This is a genomic window from Vibrio sp. 10N.286.51.B11 (genome assembly GCF_041469245.1).
In the GTDB taxonomy this organism is placed as follows: domain Bacteria; phylum Pseudomonadota; class Gammaproteobacteria; order Enterobacterales; family Vibrionaceae; genus Vibrio; species Vibrio crassostreae_C.
This window is the reverse complement of the sequence record NZ_JBFRKI010000009.1, coordinates 27,807-44,994: the sequence shown is the minus strand read 5'-3', so window position 1 is coordinate 44,994 and position 17,188 is coordinate 27,807. Positions and strand designations below refer to the sequence as shown.

Here is a 17,188-nt window from a genome sequence, read left to right as displayed (position 1 = left end):
TAAATTTATTTACTCAAGGTCACATATTTGATCAATTTCGATTAACTTCCCGCCGCTTAATCTTTAATCTTCTTGCTAAAGAGACAAACTGATTCATATAAAGAAAGCGACAAAAAAGCCCCTACACGCCTTATAAATCGTCGCTCATGAAACAAGCAATCTCTTCAATGAACTTCTTAATCTTTAACTCTTTGTTTTGGTAATAAGTTTACTGAAATACCAAAGAAAAAAATCCCAAAGAAGTCCGATCGTAAATCTATAAAAACAACAATGAGCCAACCCTGACAAAACAAAGCGGGTGTTTGCCAAACCAACATAACAATAAAAGTGCGGCCTAGAGCTTCCCTCTCTAGGACCAAGTTATAACGATCATCAACGTGATTCACCGGAGAACATCATGTCCGAAAATAAACGCAGTACGATAGGCAAATTTGCCCTACTGTCTATGACCTTCGCGGCGGTATACAGCTTCAATAACATCATTAATAACAACATCGAGATCGGCCTTTCCTCGGCTCCGATGTTCTTTCTAGCAACCATCTTTTACTTTGTGCCATTTTGTTTGATCGTTGCAGAGTTTGTGTCACTGAATAAAGACTCTGAAGCGGGTGTTTACTCTTGGGTTAAAAGCTCTCTAGGCGGCCGCTGGGCGTTTATTTCAGCTTACACCTACTGGTTTGTTAACCTGTTCTTCTTCACCTCTCTGCTCCCTAGAATCATCGCTTACGCGTCGTATGCGTTCTTAGGTTTTGAGTACATATTCACGCCAATGACCACCGCAATTCTAAGTACTATTTTGTTTGCGGTCGCGACTCATATCTCGAATAACGGTGCGAAATTACTGGGCCCTATCACCTCACTAACATCATCACTGATGCTGCTGCTAACGATGTCTTACATCTTGCTATCTGGCGGTGCTTTGGTAGGCGGTATCGAGCCAGCTGACCCAATCACCATTGAAGCCATGACACCAAGCTTCAACTGGGCATTCCTTGGCGTAATCACTTGGATCTTCATGGCGGCAGGCGGTGCAGAATCGGTCGCGGTTTACGTTAACGACATCAAAGGCGGTCACAAGTCTTTCGTTAAAGTCATCATCATTGCCGGTATCTTCATCGGTGCGCTTTACTCGGTAGGATCTGTGTTAGCAAACGTGTTTGTTTCGCGTGAAGAGCTTAAATTCACAGGCGGCTCAGTTCAGGTATTTGAAGGGCTAGCAAGACACTTTGGCCTGTCTGAAATCTTGATGAACCGTTTCGTTGGTGTGGTTTCATTCACGGCGATGCTGGGCTCTCTGCTGATGTGGACAGCAACACCGGTTAAGATTTTCTTCTCTGAAATCCCTAAAGGTATCTTCGGTGAGAAAACGGTCGCTCTAAACAAACAAGGCGTTCCAGAGCGTGCGGCTTGGATTCAGTTCTTGATTGTGATTCCACTGATGTTCATTCCGACACTGGCGTCGGATACAGTACAAGACTTAATGAGCACCATCATCAATATGACAGCCGCAGCCTCTATGTTGCCACCACTGTTCATCATGATTGCTTACCTTCATCTACGTGTAAAACTTGACCATCTACCTCGTGACTTCCGCATGGGTTCTCGCCGAGTAGGTATCACCGCAGTGTCGATTCTTATCGCTATCTTTACGGTTGGTTTCTTTGCATCAACCTTCCCAACGGGCGCAGACATCATGACCATCATCTTCTACAACGTGGGCGGGATTGTGATCTTCCTTGGCTACGCATGGTGGAAGTACGGTCAATACGAGAAAAGCTTATCTCCAGAAGAGAAGAAACTAGAAGCAAAACCTGAAGCGGCGAATGCTTAGTTTGACTCCACATTCTGATTGAAAATTAAGGCACTCACATTTGGTGAGTGCCTTTTTATTTGTCGGTACATTTCCACTAACCATCTCGATTAAATCAAAGCCATTCAAGAATCAAAACATTCGAACCAACAATCTTACCACCCATCAAACAATTCACCTCGCGAATACTTACAACCCTAGCCATACCTCTGCAAATTCAACTGAAAGTCAAAATAAAAACAAAGTAAATATTTACTAAAAATAGATCACACTTTTAAACTTAATTAATTTTAAACATCAAAATTATCATTAATATTGGTTTTGCGATCGTAAGTAACCTGACCAATACGCCTTGAAGAGCACCCCATATTAGAAGTCAGAACTGCTTGCGAACCTTCATTTATAACCCCGACAAAGAAGTGATTAAAATGAAAAGTAGTTTTACTAAAAACACTCTTATTACAAGCTGTATTCTTGCTGCCTTAAGTACCACTGCCCACGCGGAAGAGTCCGCAGCAAACCACAGTGATACTCAGCCTCCTCAGACAGAAACTGAAACCCTATTTAACTTTTATGGTGAGCTTGGCCTTGGTGGTCACGTGGCACTCGAAGGTGATGATAAAGGCCGCTACGCAGACGGTACTTACATTGAAGCTGGCTTGGCTATCGAGCACGGTAATTGGTTTGGTCTTGCTTATATGGAGGGCTGGACAGTACAAGCCGATGACGAAGGCAATGCTTGGGCAACGGGCCACGGCTGGGGCGGTTTTGAAGGTGGTTTCAACCGCTTTTACGCTGGCTACCGCACAGATAACAAAACAGAATTCATGATTGGTCGTATGGACTCTTCATTAGATGACGTTCAATGGTGGGGTGACCCTACGGTTGAATACGGCTACGCGATCTCAAACACGCGAGACGTGCACCTTGGTGTGAAGATTCAAAACCTAGAAGGCAAGCTTCGCTACAGCGTTTCTTTCGCGCCAGAGTCTGACTTCTCGGAAGACGATGCTCTTGTTCACTTCGGTAAATACGACAGCTTCGCAGACCAATGGAAAGATAAGAACGCCATGGTCAATGGTTACCTTCAATACGATCTGACCGACGACTTAACCCTAATGGGTGGTGGTGAAGTTCGTAACAACGATGGTGGTGAACTATTGCTATTGGGTGCTGAGTACAAAAACTTCGCCACTCGTGTTTGGCACGATACAGATAAAGGCAACCAAGAGTCTTTCGGTAGCGAGTCTGGTATTCAAACCAGTGCATGGTACGAAGCGGCACAAGGCGTTTACCTATCTGCAGCCTACAACTACGCAAACTTTGACGGTGACAATGGCGACAAAGAAATCACCTCTTACATCAATGCTGGCGTTTGGTATGAATACGGCAACGGCGCGTTTGCGACTGCTTTCGATAGCCGCTTTGGCGTAGGCAGCGACACTGAAATCGGCGACGCTCAGGTGTTCGCAATGCAATACTTCTACTGGTAATAACAGGAATTGATCATGAAACTGAATAAATCATTCGCAGCTCTCGCTATCGGTGCAGCCCTTGTCGTTACTGGTTGTGCTTCAAACTCAATCTCTGGCTCAGGCTCTGACACAGAGCAACTGCAAGCCAACGAATTTAAGAACGTTATCGACCGTACTGGCTCACCTGAATACATGCGTGACTACGACTTCGATGACCACCAACGCTTTAACCCATTCTTCGACCTAGGTGCATGGCACGGTCATCTGCTGCCAGACAGTGCAGAAGGCATGGGCGGATTCCCAGGTACAGCACTGCTTACCGAAGAATATATCAACTTCATGGCTGATAACTTCGACCGCCTAAGCGTGTTCAAAGACGGCAAAAAAGTGGCTTTCACTATGGAAGCTTATAGCCTACCGGGCGCATTGGTTCAGACGCTAAAATCTGACGATGTGACCGTAGAAATGACGATGCGTTTTGCTTCAAACCGTACCTCTCTGCTAGAAACAAAAATCACTACCGACTCACCGGTTGAATTAGTGTGGGATGGTGAACTGCTAGAAAAGACGCACGCCAAAGAAGGCGTGGCACAAACCGACAAAACAATCGCTGAAACTTACCCTGAGTATGACCGTCAAATCGTCGCAACCGACGATGGCCTAAAGGTGACCTTCGGTAAGGTTCGTTCGACATGGGATCTACTGACTTCTGGTGAGTCTGAATACCAAGTTCACAAGTCGATTCCAACGAAAACCACGGTTGATGGTTTAGCGTTTACTTCAACGGCAAACATTGAAGCATCGACGACTATCTACACCACATACTCGCATGTTCTAACGGCAGAAGAAGCGCAAGCGGAACAGCCTGAAATCAAAAAGATCATGGCAAACCCTACCGACTTCTTAGCCGCATCAGCAGAACGTTGGGAAGGCTATCTTGAGATGGGTTTAACCAACCCGAACGCGACACCAGAGCAAGAGCGTGTTGCGGTTAAAGCGATGGAAACCCTAAACGGTAACTGGCGTGGCGCTGCAGGTGCGATGGAGTTTGACTCTGTGACACCATCCGTGACGGCGCGTTGGTTCTCGGGCAACCAAACTTGGCCTTGGGACACATGGAAGCAAGCCTACGCAATGGCTCACTTCAACCCAGATGTAGCGAAAGATAACATCCGCGCGATGTTCGCTTACCAAATTCAGGCTGACGATGCCGTTCGTCCTTGGGATGAAGGTTACGTGCCCGATCTACTCGCTTACAACCTAAGTCCAGAACGTGGCGGCGATGGCGGTAACTGGAATGAACGTAATACCAAACCAAGCCTAGCAGCATGGGCAGTAATGGAAGTCTACAAAACCACAAGCGACGAAGCTTGGCTACAAGAGATGTATCCAAAACTAGTGGCATACCATGACTGGTGGCTACGCAACCGTGACAACAACGGCAATGGCGTTCCAGAGTATGGCGCTGCTCGTGACAAAGCACACAACACACCTGAAGGTGAAATGTACTTCACCGTGGTTCGTGGCGATAAGCACGAAACAGTCGTAGGACAAGCAGCACTGGATAAAGTGGTAGCAGAAGGCAACTACGATTACATCGAGAGCCCCGCACAAACCGCTGCATCTTGGGAATCAGGCCGTGACGATGCAGCCGCATTTGGCTTCATTGATAAAGACCAGCTAGACGCATACGTTGCAAACGGTGGTAAGCGCAGCGATTGGGATGTTGAGTTCGCTCAAAACCGCGCTGAAGACGGCACTTTGCTTGGCTATTCATTGCTGCAAGAGTCCGTTGACCAAGCAAGCTACATGTACAGCGATAATAAGTACCTAGCAGAAATGGCTGACATTCTAGGTAAAGACACAGAAGCGAAAGAGTTCCGTGAAAAAGCAGAGCACCTATCGAACTACATCAACACCTGTATGTTCGACGAAGGCACTAACTTCTTCTATGACATTCGTATTGAAGACAAGCCTTTAGCCAATGGCTGCGCAGGCAAACCGATTGTCGAGCGTGGTAAAGGCCCTGAGGGTTGGTCACCACTGTTCAACGGTGCAGCAACACAAGCTCACGCTGATGCCGTGGTCTCTGTGATGAAAGATACCTCAGAGTTCAACACCTACGTTCCACTGGGCACAGCAGCGCTTTCTAGCCCAGCATTTGGCCCAGATATTTACTGGCGTGGACGTGTATGGGTAGACCAGTTCTACTTCGGCCTAAAAGGTATGGACAGCTACGGCTACCGTGACGATGCGATTGAAATGGCAGGCGCATTCTTCGACCACGCCGATGGCTTGGTACAAGACGGTCCTATCCGTGAGAACTACAACCCGCTAAACGGTGAACAACAAGGTGCTCCAAACTTCTCTTGGAGTGCTGCCCACCTATACATGTTATACAACGATTTCTTTACTGACGCAGAGTAAGTAAAAACCTATACCTGTCTTCTGAAATTCAATGAAAATCTAACCTCATAAATTTCAGACTTTGGCACTCAGTTTCTCGCTGAGTGCCTTTTTTATACCTGAAGCAAATAATCTAAAAAAAAAGTATTTAGACTATTTGGCCTACTATGATCCTTTTACTCTATTCGCTGCACATTAGCCTATATCACCACAATGGAAGCGCACCTGATAATGGTAATGCTCTTTCAATAATTTAAATTCATCATGGACACTTGGCGTCCACGAGTCATCACCGCCAACCCCCATATGGAAGCCATCCACATAAACAAACAGCTGTTCTTGTTCGGTTAAGTCACAAGTATGTTTTGCCTTCTGTAGCTGCTGTAACCCCAAACGACTGACTGAGAAATGGAAGTCTCCTTGCAATTCGAATGCGCCCACTTTTGCCTCACGAACATCACAACGCAAGCCGCAATCAGATGGGAAAATATAAGGGGTATACATTTGTTCAATACTTTGCTGATATAGCCCCATATGTGCGGACATCTTTCGATCTGGGTAGTTTTCGTGTGGCCCACGACCAAACCATTCCACCCCATCAGGCACATGCTTCAAAGCAAACTCAAATCCGACTCGTGGCAGAGACGGCAAGCCTTTCGCCGCTTGAACATCCACATCTAATTTGACCTCACCATCGGCAAATAATTGGTATTGCCAAGTCGACAACAAACGAACCTGATCTTCCACCGTGTGGGCAATTCTTGCAGTCACCGACACCCTATTTTTCTGAGTGATGGATGAAAATTCGATGCACTCTGGAGTGAGCCTATCTAACCTCATAGCCTGCCAGCGTGCGATCCATGAATTGGGGTCTACACGGTTTGCTTCACTGACACCGATATCGTTGTCTAATGGTGCGCGATAAAAGTTATCTCGAAGGCCACTAGCAAGCTGTTCCACCCCTTTGATTTTCCAGCTTTCTAATGTCCCAGACAATCTGTCGAACTCTACTTGATAAGCATCACCAATCACCGTCAGCAGCGTGTCGGTTTCAGTCACTTTCGGTGGAAATTGAGAGAGGTTAGCATCCAACATCAATTGTGGTTGAGTAGGTAAGCTAAGCTGTTCAATCGCCGTCACATGACCTTTATCCGCCCATGCAGTATTGGTGTTTAATACCACTTCGAGATTAAGGTAATTAAGCGCGTTGGCCGTATGAGGAATCGTCACACCATTGAGCTCTATCTGAACACTCTCGCCCGCACCAACCATCAATTCGATACAACCATCGCTCATTACTACACCATTCTGAGTAACCGTCCAATTCAACGTTTCAATGCTGCTGGTCACAAATAAATATTCGCTGTGCACCTCTATCACCAGAGGCGAAGTCGAAACCAGTCTAAACTGGTAAAACTGCTGTGCTTTTTTCACTTCCTGAAGCGTTGGATGTACCGTTCTGTCTGGGAACACCAAACCATTAATGCAGAACTGGCGATCATTAATCTCGTCGCCGAAATCACCACCATAGCCCCAATATTGTTTGCCGCTCGAATCGGTTTTGGTGATCCCTTGATCTACCCAATCCCAGATAAATCCGCCCTGTAATCTTGGGCTGTCTCTAAACGCTTGCCAATATTTATCAAAGCTACCCAGACTGTTCCCCATTGCATGGGCGTACTCACAGAGAATAAGAGGACGATGCTCGTTTGGTAGAGCGATAGCTTTACGAATACCCACGCGAGGTGTCACCTCAGGTTGACTCTCAACCACAGGTAAATCCCAATCAACGCGCGCATACATAGGACATAAAATATCGGTCGCTGCTGTATCTGCCCCGCCACCTTCATACTGAACCAGACGTGTTGGATCAGTTTGTTTCACCCATTGATACATCGCATGGTGATTACGACCAATACCCGATTCATTACCCAGCGACCAAATGATCACGCTGGCGTGGTTTTTATCGCGCTCAACCAGCCTTGTCATTCGGCTCATGTACGCATTCAACCATGACGCATCATCGGATAAACGGCACATCGGAAATTGACCATGAGTTTCCACATTCGCTTCATCAACCAGATACAGACCATACTCATCACATAATTCATACCACAATGGATGATTCGGATAATGAGCGGTTCTAACGGCATTGAAGTTATTTTGTTTGAGCAGTTTGATGTCTTGAATCATCCCCTCTCGAGTCATGGTGTGACCCAATTCAGGGTGATGTTCATGGCGATTGACACCACGAATCAGCAATGGCTTTCCGTTAACTTTTAGCAAACTATCGGTAATTTCAACACTTCGAAAGCCGACATCGTAAGTCTCACAATCGACAAGCTCATCATGTTCATTGAGCAATGACACCACACAGCGATATAAGTAGGGTGACTCGGCACTCCACTTGTTCGGGTTCACCACTGAAATGCTGTGTTCTGCGACTTCAGACCACGGCCCTTTTTCATCAACATAACGCTCACCAAAACCCACGATTTGAGGTTCGCAAGCCAACTGTCCTTGAGTATCATAAAGTTCAGCTTTCAGCTTATAGCAGCTTTCTACATCATTGCTGTGCTTGGTTATTTGCGTAGAAATATTTAAAACTGCATCGCGATAGCAAGCATCTAGCTGAGTCTCAATGCCAACATCCTCGATTGCGACCTTGGGTTTTCTCAATAAAGTCACATCACGGAATATGCCGCTGAGCCACCACATGTCTTGGTCTTCAAGGTAAGAACCATCAGACCAACGCAGCACCATCACTACCAGCACGTTCTCGCCCACTTGCAAGTATTCAGACACGTCAAATTCAGCCGGTAATCGACTGTCTTGCGAATAGCCAACCCACTTGCCGTTGCACCACAAATGAAAAGCAGAATTCACGCCGTCGAAGGTCAGCCTATGGGTATCTAATAACTCCGGTTCCGTGCAGTTAAAACGCGTTCGGTAGAGCCCTGTTGGATTATCGCTAGGGACGAAGGGAGGGTTATCAGCGAAAGGATATTTCACATTGGTATAGATCGGTTTATCAAAGCCTTGCATCTGCCAGTTGCTTGGCACTGAAATCGACTTCCATGAAGAATCATCAAAATGTTCCGATACTACCTCTTCGCAAACCAACTCTGGTGAATCGAACAGCTGAAACTTCCAAGTCCCATTGAGAGACATAACACTCGACGAGCTCTTCGTCATAGCCTCAACCAACGAGGTGTAACTATTTAAAGGAGCATGAGCCTCAACAACATTATGATGGGTGATGTGTTGATTTTCCCACTCACGGGCAGAGATGATTTGAGAGAAAGTTCTCATGACGTGTTCCTTACCAAAAGCCGTTTAACGTGAACCATTGCAAGTGATGCTCAGCGCCTCATTGCGTTCAAACATTACGAACGCCAACTAAACAGCTCTTGCAATAATCCCTTAAGAGAAGAAAAAAAGCCGCAGCCAGAACAGCTGCGGCTATTGAAATATTACTTAAAGGTACGCTTGCTCACTTTATCGAGTTTTTTCAAGATTTTATCGATTCGTTCAGGGTGAACCATAAACTCTTGGAAGCCTTTCATGCCTTCTTTGGCCATCGCAGGATCAGTGTCTCGGTCATAGAATTGAGCCGTACCATCACTGGATGCCAACATCGCGACGCCTTTGTCTAAGAACGGGTCAGACTTCGCTTTAGCTTTGTTGTTGGTTGGAATCTGTAACAGCATCTCATTGATCAGCTGCTGGTTTTCAGCGCGAGCAACAAACTCTAAGAACTTACGAGCATCTTCTTTGTTTTTCGCTTTTGAAGGTATGTGCAGCGTATCCATTGGTGCATCTTCAGACATAGGAACACTTGGGTCGATCACCGGGAACTGGAAGAAATCCATCTTGCCATCCAACTCAGCTGGGAAGTTAGGCGTGATGAAGTTACCCATCAGGTACATCGCCGCTTTACCGTTGTACAAGAAAGGTTGAGCTTCTTGCCATGAATAAGACGCGTGGTTTTCTAGGAAATAGCCAGGTTCAACTAACTCCGCCCAATTAGCGAAGGTTTTCTTCACTCGCTCATCAGAGTAATGCACCTGGCCTTCCATTAACTGAATATGAAAATCCAAGCCGTTAGTACGCATGTTGATGTAATCAAACCAACCTGCGGCGGTCCAAAGATACTTGGTACCAATAGCAAACGGCGCTACACCATTTTCTTTAAGTGTTGCAGACGCAGATTTCAAATCATCCCACGTTTTCGGCTCCGCAATTCCATATTGCTCAAAGATGTCTTTGCGGTAGTAGATACCCCATTGATAATACGTGTACGGCACACCAAACTGCTTACCTTGTACTGTCATCGCAGGCGCGGCAGCCGCAAAGTCTTGCTTCATGTTGTTGTCAGCCCAAATATCACTGACATCCTCAAACAGGCCACGGTCAACAAAGGCTTTCATTCGGTTACCCGCATACCAAAAAACCACATCCGGCGGCGAAGTGACCAGCCAATTACGAATCGTTGTTTTATACGACTCGTGATCGTACAAGTTGTACTTCACCGTAATATCTGGGTTTTCTTTTTCAAAGCGGTTAATGATCTCGCCCCACGCCTCTTTTGGCGCAGGATCAGAAGCATCAGAGTTGATAACGAGTGTTCCTGCAAACGATGTTGCAGACATGGAGGCAGCGAGCACTGCACTGGCAGCGATATGTTTCACGTATTTCATATTGAGGTCCTTGTTATGGAGCTAAGCTCTCTAAGTCCAATTCTTATTGTTTTATCTCGTAGGGTTGTTCGTGTTTTAGTTTCTCTTCAATGATTCATCCATTCGGGATGTCGGTAGCAATAACGACTTAAAGCCTTCGCTATTGCTAGATTCGTGTATCGATTCTTATCTCGTGATTTACCCTTTGGTCGCACCTAATGTTAGGCCTGCGATAAAGTGCTTTTGCATGGTAAAGAACAGCACTACCGGTGGGATAGCCGCGACCACGGCACCCGCTGACATAAACTGCCAAGACGCCAGCCATTGGCCTTGAAGTGAGCTCAGACCCGCAGTCACAGGACGAACATCATCACTCTGAACCAGTACTAGAGCCCAGAAGAAATCGTTCCAAATAAAGGTAAACACCAATACGGCTAACGCCGCTAAAGCAGGGCGAACCAGAGGGAGTACGACATGCCAGAATATTTTCCATTCACTCACCCCTTCAACACGCGCCGCTTCGATCAGGGCATCAGGGATCCCGACAATAAAGTTACGCATGAACAAGGTACAAAAACCGGCTTGGAAAGCGATATGGAAAAAAATCAATGCCCAGTGAGTGTCGTATAGACCGAGTCCAATCGTTAAATCACGAACTGGAATCATCAGAATTTGGAACGGAACAAAGTTACCCGCGATGAACATCGCAAAAATCCACACATTGGCTTTGAAGTTGTATTTAGCCAAGGCATAACCAGCCAGTGTCGACAACGCCACGGCACCAGCAACCGCTGGCAATGTGATGATTAAGCTATTGATGAGGTACTGCCCCATCGACGTCGAGGTAAATACTTGGGTGTAGTTTTCAATGAACTGAATCTCACTAGGCCAGCCCCAGTAGTTACCTTTGTTGATGTCTTCCATCGAACGAATTGAAGTCATCATTACGGCGATAAGTGGTAATAACCACATCACAATGGAAATAGGCAGTGCGACTCGGTAGCTAATGTTGGTAAAGCGACCTGCTTTTTGAATTGGTTGTGGATACATTATTTTTCACTCCTTAACATACGCCACAAGAAGTAAGCGATATAGATATCCATAATCAGGAACAACACAACGGAAACCGCCGCGCCATAACCCATTCGATAGTTAAAGATAGACTCTTCATACATTTGATACGCCAGTACCGTCGAGCTGCCCCAAGGGCCGCCTGCCGTCATGGTCGCCACTAGATCAAATGAACGCAGGGCACCAATTACGGTGACAACCACGGCGATAAAAGTTGCGGGTCTTAACTGTGGAAGCACCACATACCACAACATGCGCCACTTCTTTGCACCATCAAGTCGAGCCGCTTCTAACTGCTCAGGATCGAGGTTATTCAGCCCAGTTAAATATAAGATCATGCAATAAGAGATCTGAGGCCATAAGCCAGCAGCGATGATTCCGTAGGTCACATAGTCTTCATCAGCAAGTATCGAAATTGGCTCGAAGCCAAGCGACCCGAGTGCAATATTGAAAAGGCCAAAAGAGGGGTCATAGAACCAAGCAAATACGAGGCCTACCACCACTTGAGAAATAACGAATGGGAAGAAAAACAGAGATTTTACGACACGAATGCCTTTCACTTGTTGGTTGAGGAAAAGGGCAATCGCTAAGCCACACGGTGGCGCAAGCATAAAGAAGATCAACCAAAGAAAGTTATTCGTTAACGAAGTATAAAAAGCATCTGAGTCAAAAAGCTCACGATAGTTCTCAAGCCCCACCCACTCCTTTTCACCTAATCCATCCCACTCAAAGAAGCTCAGCCAAATACTGTCCAAGATGGGATAGATAACATAGAGAGAGAAGATAGCGATGGCTGGTGCCAAGAACAGCCAAGGCGAGACCTTGGAACTGATGCGCCTTTTCTTCTTCGCTGATGGGGTGCGATTTTCTGGGTATATCGTTTTCACAGATTGCTCCATTTCCCAAAATTCCTTGTATTAAAAGCTTGGTTTACTACTTGGTTAACTTCCATCTGAATTTATAAATCCCAATCAGTAGCTCAGCATTTATAATGATTACGTTCAAATATTAGGCTTATTGATAACATTACGCACAGTTATGTTTTATTTATGTAAACGTTTTCACAAAAATCAGTATAGATCGCGGGATTTATATGACGATGATCAATAAATCATGCGAGGCACCTAACAAATTTCTGATGAAAGCGTATGTTTTAAAGGCAAAGAGATGTAGTCCAACGAAGCAAGGAGAGAGCATGGCTGATATCAGCTTAAAAAAGGTCATCAAACGATATGGTGATATACAGACCATCCATGGTGTTGATCTAGAAATAAATAATGGCGAATTCGTCGTATTCGTTGGACCATCAGGTTGCGGAAAATCAACCCTCTTACGCTTAGTTGCTGGCTTAGAAGAAATCACTGAAGGCGAGATTCATATTGGAGACGATCTTGTTAACGATGTCGATCCTGCTGAGCGTGGTGTCGCTATGGTATTTCAATCCTACGCACTCTACCCACACATGACCGTGGAAGAAAACATGGGCTTTGGCCTCAAAATGAATGGCGTAGCGAAGGAAGTCGTTGAAAAGCAAGTCACCAGTGCGGCAAAAACACTCCAATTAGAGCCTTTATTGAAGCGTAAACCGAAAGAACTGTCAGGTGGGCAGCGTCAACGTGTCGCTATCGGTCGAGCAATAGTTCGTAACCCTCGCGTATTCTTATTCGATGAACCGCTCTCGAACCTCGATGCTGAACTTCGTGTCGATATGCGCTTACAAATCGCCAAATTGCACCAAGATCTGCAAAATACCATGATTTACGTCACGCACGATCAAGTCGAAGCCATGACGCTTGCAGACAAGATCGTGGTATTGAGAGATGGTCGTGTTGAACAAGTCGGTTCTCCACTCGATCTATACCACTCTCCACAAAATGAATTTGTGGCTGGCTTTATTGGCTCACCGAAAATGAATTTCTTACCGTGTGTTGTTAACAGCACCTCAGAAACGCACGCCCAACTCGCCGTTAACGGTGTCAGCCAAATCACCCTTCCCTTACCAAGCGATGGATTAAAAGAGGGACAAAGTATCACGCTGGGCATTCGACCTGAACATTTAGAGATTAACAGTGGCTCTGATATCACCATTGAATTTCAAAGTGAAGTGGTCGAGCGACTAGGGAACAGCACTTATATGTTTGGCCAGTCTTGTGGCGTGGATAGCTTTAAGGTGCACCTACCAGGAGACCAAGAGGTCACTCGATACCAATCACTTGAGCTGAGTTTCTCCTCAAAAGATTGCCACCTATTCGATGACCGAGGGCAACGAATTAACTAGACTTTAAAACGGTAGAGCTAGCTCGATGTCGCTAGCTTTGCCACTTTTCAAACTCACTTTCCGGTCGTTTCAAGCAATCACTTGCTTCCATTCTGATCCTCTTAATAGCTTATGAAATCTTACTCAAAAATTTCATCACTCTCACTGAAATATTGGGTTCTGAAGACTTATTCGAATTTTATTTATCCTTATTAGCCTTCCGGACATTAATTTGATAGTCGTTTACTAAATAATAGCTAAACTATAGTGTCGCCTACCCCTTTTTTGAGAAAACCTAAATGCCTAATGCTGATTCCACCCTAAACAAACGTATGGGAATCGTTGCGCTCACCTGGCCAATTTTTATCGAAGTTCTTTTAAGAACCGCACTCAACACCAGTGATGTATTCATGTTATCGGGATACTCGGACAAAGCCGTGTCTGCCGTTGGTGTTATTTCTCAGATATCCTTTTTTCTGATCATTGTCTCGACCATGGTCAGCAGTGGTACGGGTATTCTAATCGCGCAATACAATGGTGCTTCCCGCACTCAAGAGAGCGCTCACGTGGGTGTAGCAAGTATCATTCTGGCCATTATTGCCGGTGTGCTACTGAGTGTGATTGCCGTTCTTGTTGCTGAATATTTTATCCCGCTTTATCAACTCGAACCTCAAGTCGAACAGTACGCGCAAGAATACCTGTTCATCAGTGGTGCTCTCACCTTCAATGTAACCATAGGTGTGGTTCTCACCACTATTTTGCGCAGTCATGGCTATTCAAAGTCACCGATGGTGATCAATATGATTGCAGGTGTCATCAACGTATTCGGTAACTACTGTGCCTTATATCAACCTTTTGGTTTGCCTGTATACGGCGTGCAAGGGGTTGCGACCGCGACCGTCATTAGCCAAGTAATCGGAATGTTGATCTTGATTGGTGTGGTCAGAAGCAAAGGGATTTATCTACCAGTGAAGCAGTTTAAATCTGTGCCGAAAGCCATCTATCAAAAAATCATGAAGATCGGCTCGATGAACGCTGGAGAAGTGCTCTCTTATAACATGGCTCAGATCAGCATTACCTTCTTTGTAGTGCAGATGGGTACGTCTTCACTGGCTGCGTTTACTTACGCACAAAACATCGCTCGCCTCTCTTTTGCGTTTGCACTGGCAATTGGTCAAGGCAGCCAAATCCAAACAGGCTATTACATTGGTAAGGGTTGGATCGACGAGATTACCAAGCGTGTGCAACGTTACTTTGTGGTTGGCTTTATCGCGTCAACCGCGATCACCTGCATGGTGTATGTGTTCCGTTTCAGAATTCTCGATCTGTTCACGCAAGATCCAGAGATCATTGCGCTAACGGCGGCACTGATTGCAGGTTCCATCATTCTTGAAGCTGGACGAGTATTTAACCTTATCTTTATCTCTTGTCTAAAGGCTGCTGGCGACATTAAATTCCCGATCAAAATGGGCATTCTCAGCATGTGGGGCATTGGGGTTGCCATGAGCTATTTGCTTGGCGTGCATTGGGGTTATGGCGTATTGGGTGCTTGGATGGCAATCGCGATGGACGAATGGTTCCGTGGAATCATCATGGCCTATCGCTGGCGAGCTAAGAAATGGACTCGATTCTCTTTTTAGACTTTTTAGCCTTCCATTTATCTTCACAAGATCGAAAAACGCCGCTCCTATTTCCAAAGAGCGGCGTTTTCGTTTTTAATTACCCGAACTCATCTACGCGGTCGCAAGTGCTTTCTTTCGCTTTGCTAGTCGTCCAAAAATACCGAGCAACATAACAATGCCACACACGCCATAAACTTGCATGATGGTTGGATCGTCCGATACAAAACCCACATCCGAGAACATAACGTAAGCACCAAGCACCATGTAAAGAATAATAGCCGAAGCCTCGAAACGGAACTCCCAAGGTGTCACATCAATATTCTCATTGACTGGCATCACGTACTCAGATTCACGCGGCATAAAGTAACCAATGATGAACATCAACGCGGTACATACTACGAATAGAATCGCTAATTGATGTAGGAAGTGAATCGGTGTTTTAAATACTAGCTGCATTGCTGCGTATGAACTTACAAACACCACCAACGCCACTTTCGCCGCTACAGCGGGTACACGTTTAGATACATAGCCGACAAACACGATAGTAAAGATTGGCACACTGAAGAACCCCGCCACCATTTGAAGGTATTGGAAAAGACCTTCTGGTGCGTACATGATGAATGGTGCGATACATACCGAGATAATCGCAATCACAACACCAAAAATACGCCCTTTATCCACTAGCTCTTCGTCTGTTTTACCTTGTCCAAATAGCGGCTTATACACGTTCAACGCAAACAGAGTCGTTGAGCTGTTCAACACACCATTAAAGGTACTCAAAATCGCACCAAACATCACCGCAACGAAGAAACCCACCAGCGGCTTAGGCAAAACTTCATTAACTAAACGGGTGTACATGGTGTCTGGGTTGCCCGCATCAGCACCAAACATGTGGAAAGCGATGATGCCTGGAATGATCAAGAACAGCGGAGAGATAACCTTAATCGCACCGGCAAGGATTACACCTTTCTGACCTTCTTTCAGGTTTTTAGCACCTAATGCGCGTTGAATAATGGATTGATCAGTACCCCAGTAGTACAAGTTCACCAAAAGCAGACCAGTAAACAATGTTGAGAACGGCAGTGGATCGCTTTCTGTACCCACCGATTGAAGCTTCTCTGGCGCGGCATAAAGCAGAATATCTAAGCCAGCACCAAAGCTACCTTCGCCCAGTACCATCAAACCAAACACAGGGATCATCATGCCGCCAACAATCAAGCCTACGCCATTAATGGTATCTGCAATCACAACCGCTTTCAGGCCACCATAAATTGCGTAAAAGAAGCCAAGTAGACCAATCGTCGCCGAAATAAGCGCGATTGAGCTAAACTCTGAAATATTAAGCAGGGCCTGAACATCGAAGATTTCACCCAAAACAACGGCGCCCGCGTAAAGTGTGGTAGGCAAAATGTTGATCACGTATTGGCACAAGAAAAGTAACGTCACAAACTTCTTCACCGACATGTCGTAGCGGCTCTCTAAGAAATCAGGAATAGTGGTGATGCCTTGCTTCAAATAACGAGGAACTAACATCAAAGCGATGATCACCAAAGTGACACCAGAGGCCACTTCCCAGCCCATGACACTCATATTGTGGGTATAAGCTTGTGCGCTCATGCCCACGAAACTGGTGGCGCTCAAGTTTGTTAAGATAAGTGAGCTGGCGATTAAGCCGCCGGTTAAGCTTCTTCCGCCAAGAAAGAAACCATCTTGTGAGGTGTTTTTATCATTTTTCACTTTGTTGTAGGTAAACGCGACTACAAACCCAGTAAATAACAAAAATGACAACAGAACGGTAATAGACATTTTGTTTTCCTTAAGTTGAGTTATTGCGGCAGCAATACCTCGCTGCCGATTATAATTTTTAT

Annotated in this window: 10 protein-coding genes; 5 read left to right on the top strand and 5 right to left on the bottom strand. The window is 45.6% G+C overall.

Annotated elements, in window-relative coordinates; all coding sequences use genetic code 11:
• Window positions 1-397 precede the first annotated feature (397 nt).
• From AB4154_RS05265 to ygjK, 3 genes are all read left to right on the top strand, one after another.
• Window positions 398-1,831, top strand: coding sequence for an amino acid permease (locus AB4154_RS05265; protein ID WP_136973741.1), 1,434 nt, complete (start codon window positions 398-400; stop codon window positions 1,829-1,831).
• Between the two features lie 407 nt (window positions 1,832-2,238).
• On the top strand, window positions 2,239-3,303 hold the full coding sequence (gene ygjJ, locus AB4154_RS05260) for a protein YgjJ (RefSeq protein WP_004734431.1): 1,065 nt from the start codon (window positions 2,239-2,241) through the stop codon (window positions 3,301-3,303).
• A 15-nt stretch (window positions 3,304-3,318) separates the two neighbouring features.
• Entirely contained in the window at window positions 3,319-5,712 is a 2,394-nt protein-coding gene (gene ygjK, locus AB4154_RS05255; RefSeq protein ID WP_372122416.1) for an alpha-glucosidase, read from the top strand.
• A 174-nt stretch (window positions 5,713-5,886) separates the two neighbouring features.
• Here the strand turns inward: ygjK and AB4154_RS05250 are convergent, their stop codons facing one another.
• The 4 genes from AB4154_RS05250 to AB4154_RS05235 form a co-directional block, all read right to left on the bottom strand.
• Window positions 5,887-9,003 carry a beta-galactosidase gene (locus AB4154_RS05250; RefSeq protein ID WP_372122414.1) on the bottom strand — a complete coding sequence of 1,039 codons (3,117 nt, stop codon included), beginning with the start codon at window positions 9,001-9,003 and terminating at the stop codon, window positions 5,887-5,889.
• 161 nt (window positions 9,004-9,164) lie between these two features.
• On the bottom strand, window positions 9,165-10,391 hold the full coding sequence (locus AB4154_RS05245) for an ABC transporter substrate-binding protein (protein ID WP_372122412.1): 1,227 nt from the start codon (window positions 10,389-10,391) through the stop codon (window positions 9,165-9,167).
• 177 nt (window positions 10,392-10,568) lie between these two features.
• On the bottom strand, window positions 10,569-11,420 hold the full coding sequence (locus AB4154_RS05240; RefSeq protein WP_050649668.1) for a carbohydrate ABC transporter permease: 852 nt from the start codon (window positions 11,418-11,420) through the stop codon (window positions 10,569-10,571).
• Window positions 11,420-12,340 (bottom strand): carbohydrate ABC transporter permease, encoded by a 921-nt coding sequence (locus tag AB4154_RS05235; RefSeq protein WP_050619981.1) that lies wholly within the window; start codon window positions 12,338-12,340, stop codon window positions 11,420-11,422. Before AB4154_RS05235 ends, AB4154_RS05240 begins: the two co-directional genes overlap by 1 nt.
• Window positions 12,341-12,636: 296 nt before the next feature.
• Here AB4154_RS05235 and AB4154_RS05230 point away from each other — a divergent pair, with 296 nt between their 5' ends.
• Both AB4154_RS05230 and AB4154_RS05225 read left to right on the top strand, forming a co-directional pair.
• Window positions 12,637-13,719 carry an ABC transporter ATP-binding protein gene (locus AB4154_RS05230; RefSeq protein ID WP_136973744.1) on the top strand — a complete coding sequence of 361 codons (1,083 nt, stop codon included), beginning with the start codon at window positions 12,637-12,639 and terminating at the stop codon, window positions 13,717-13,719.
• A 278-nt stretch (window positions 13,720-13,997) separates the two neighbouring features.
• Window positions 13,998-15,338, top strand: coding sequence for an MATE family efflux transporter (locus AB4154_RS05225; RefSeq protein WP_136973745.1), 1,341 nt, complete (start codon window positions 13,998-14,000; stop codon window positions 15,336-15,338).
• A 93-nt stretch (window positions 15,339-15,431) separates the two neighbouring features.
• Here AB4154_RS05225 and AB4154_RS05220 read toward each other — a convergent pair whose 3' ends face one another.
• Window positions 15,432-17,126 carry a solute:sodium symporter family transporter gene (locus AB4154_RS05220; protein WP_372122410.1) on the bottom strand — a complete coding sequence of 565 codons (1,695 nt, stop codon included), beginning with the start codon at window positions 17,124-17,126 and terminating at the stop codon, window positions 15,432-15,434.
• Window positions 17,127-17,188: the final 62 nt, after the last annotated feature.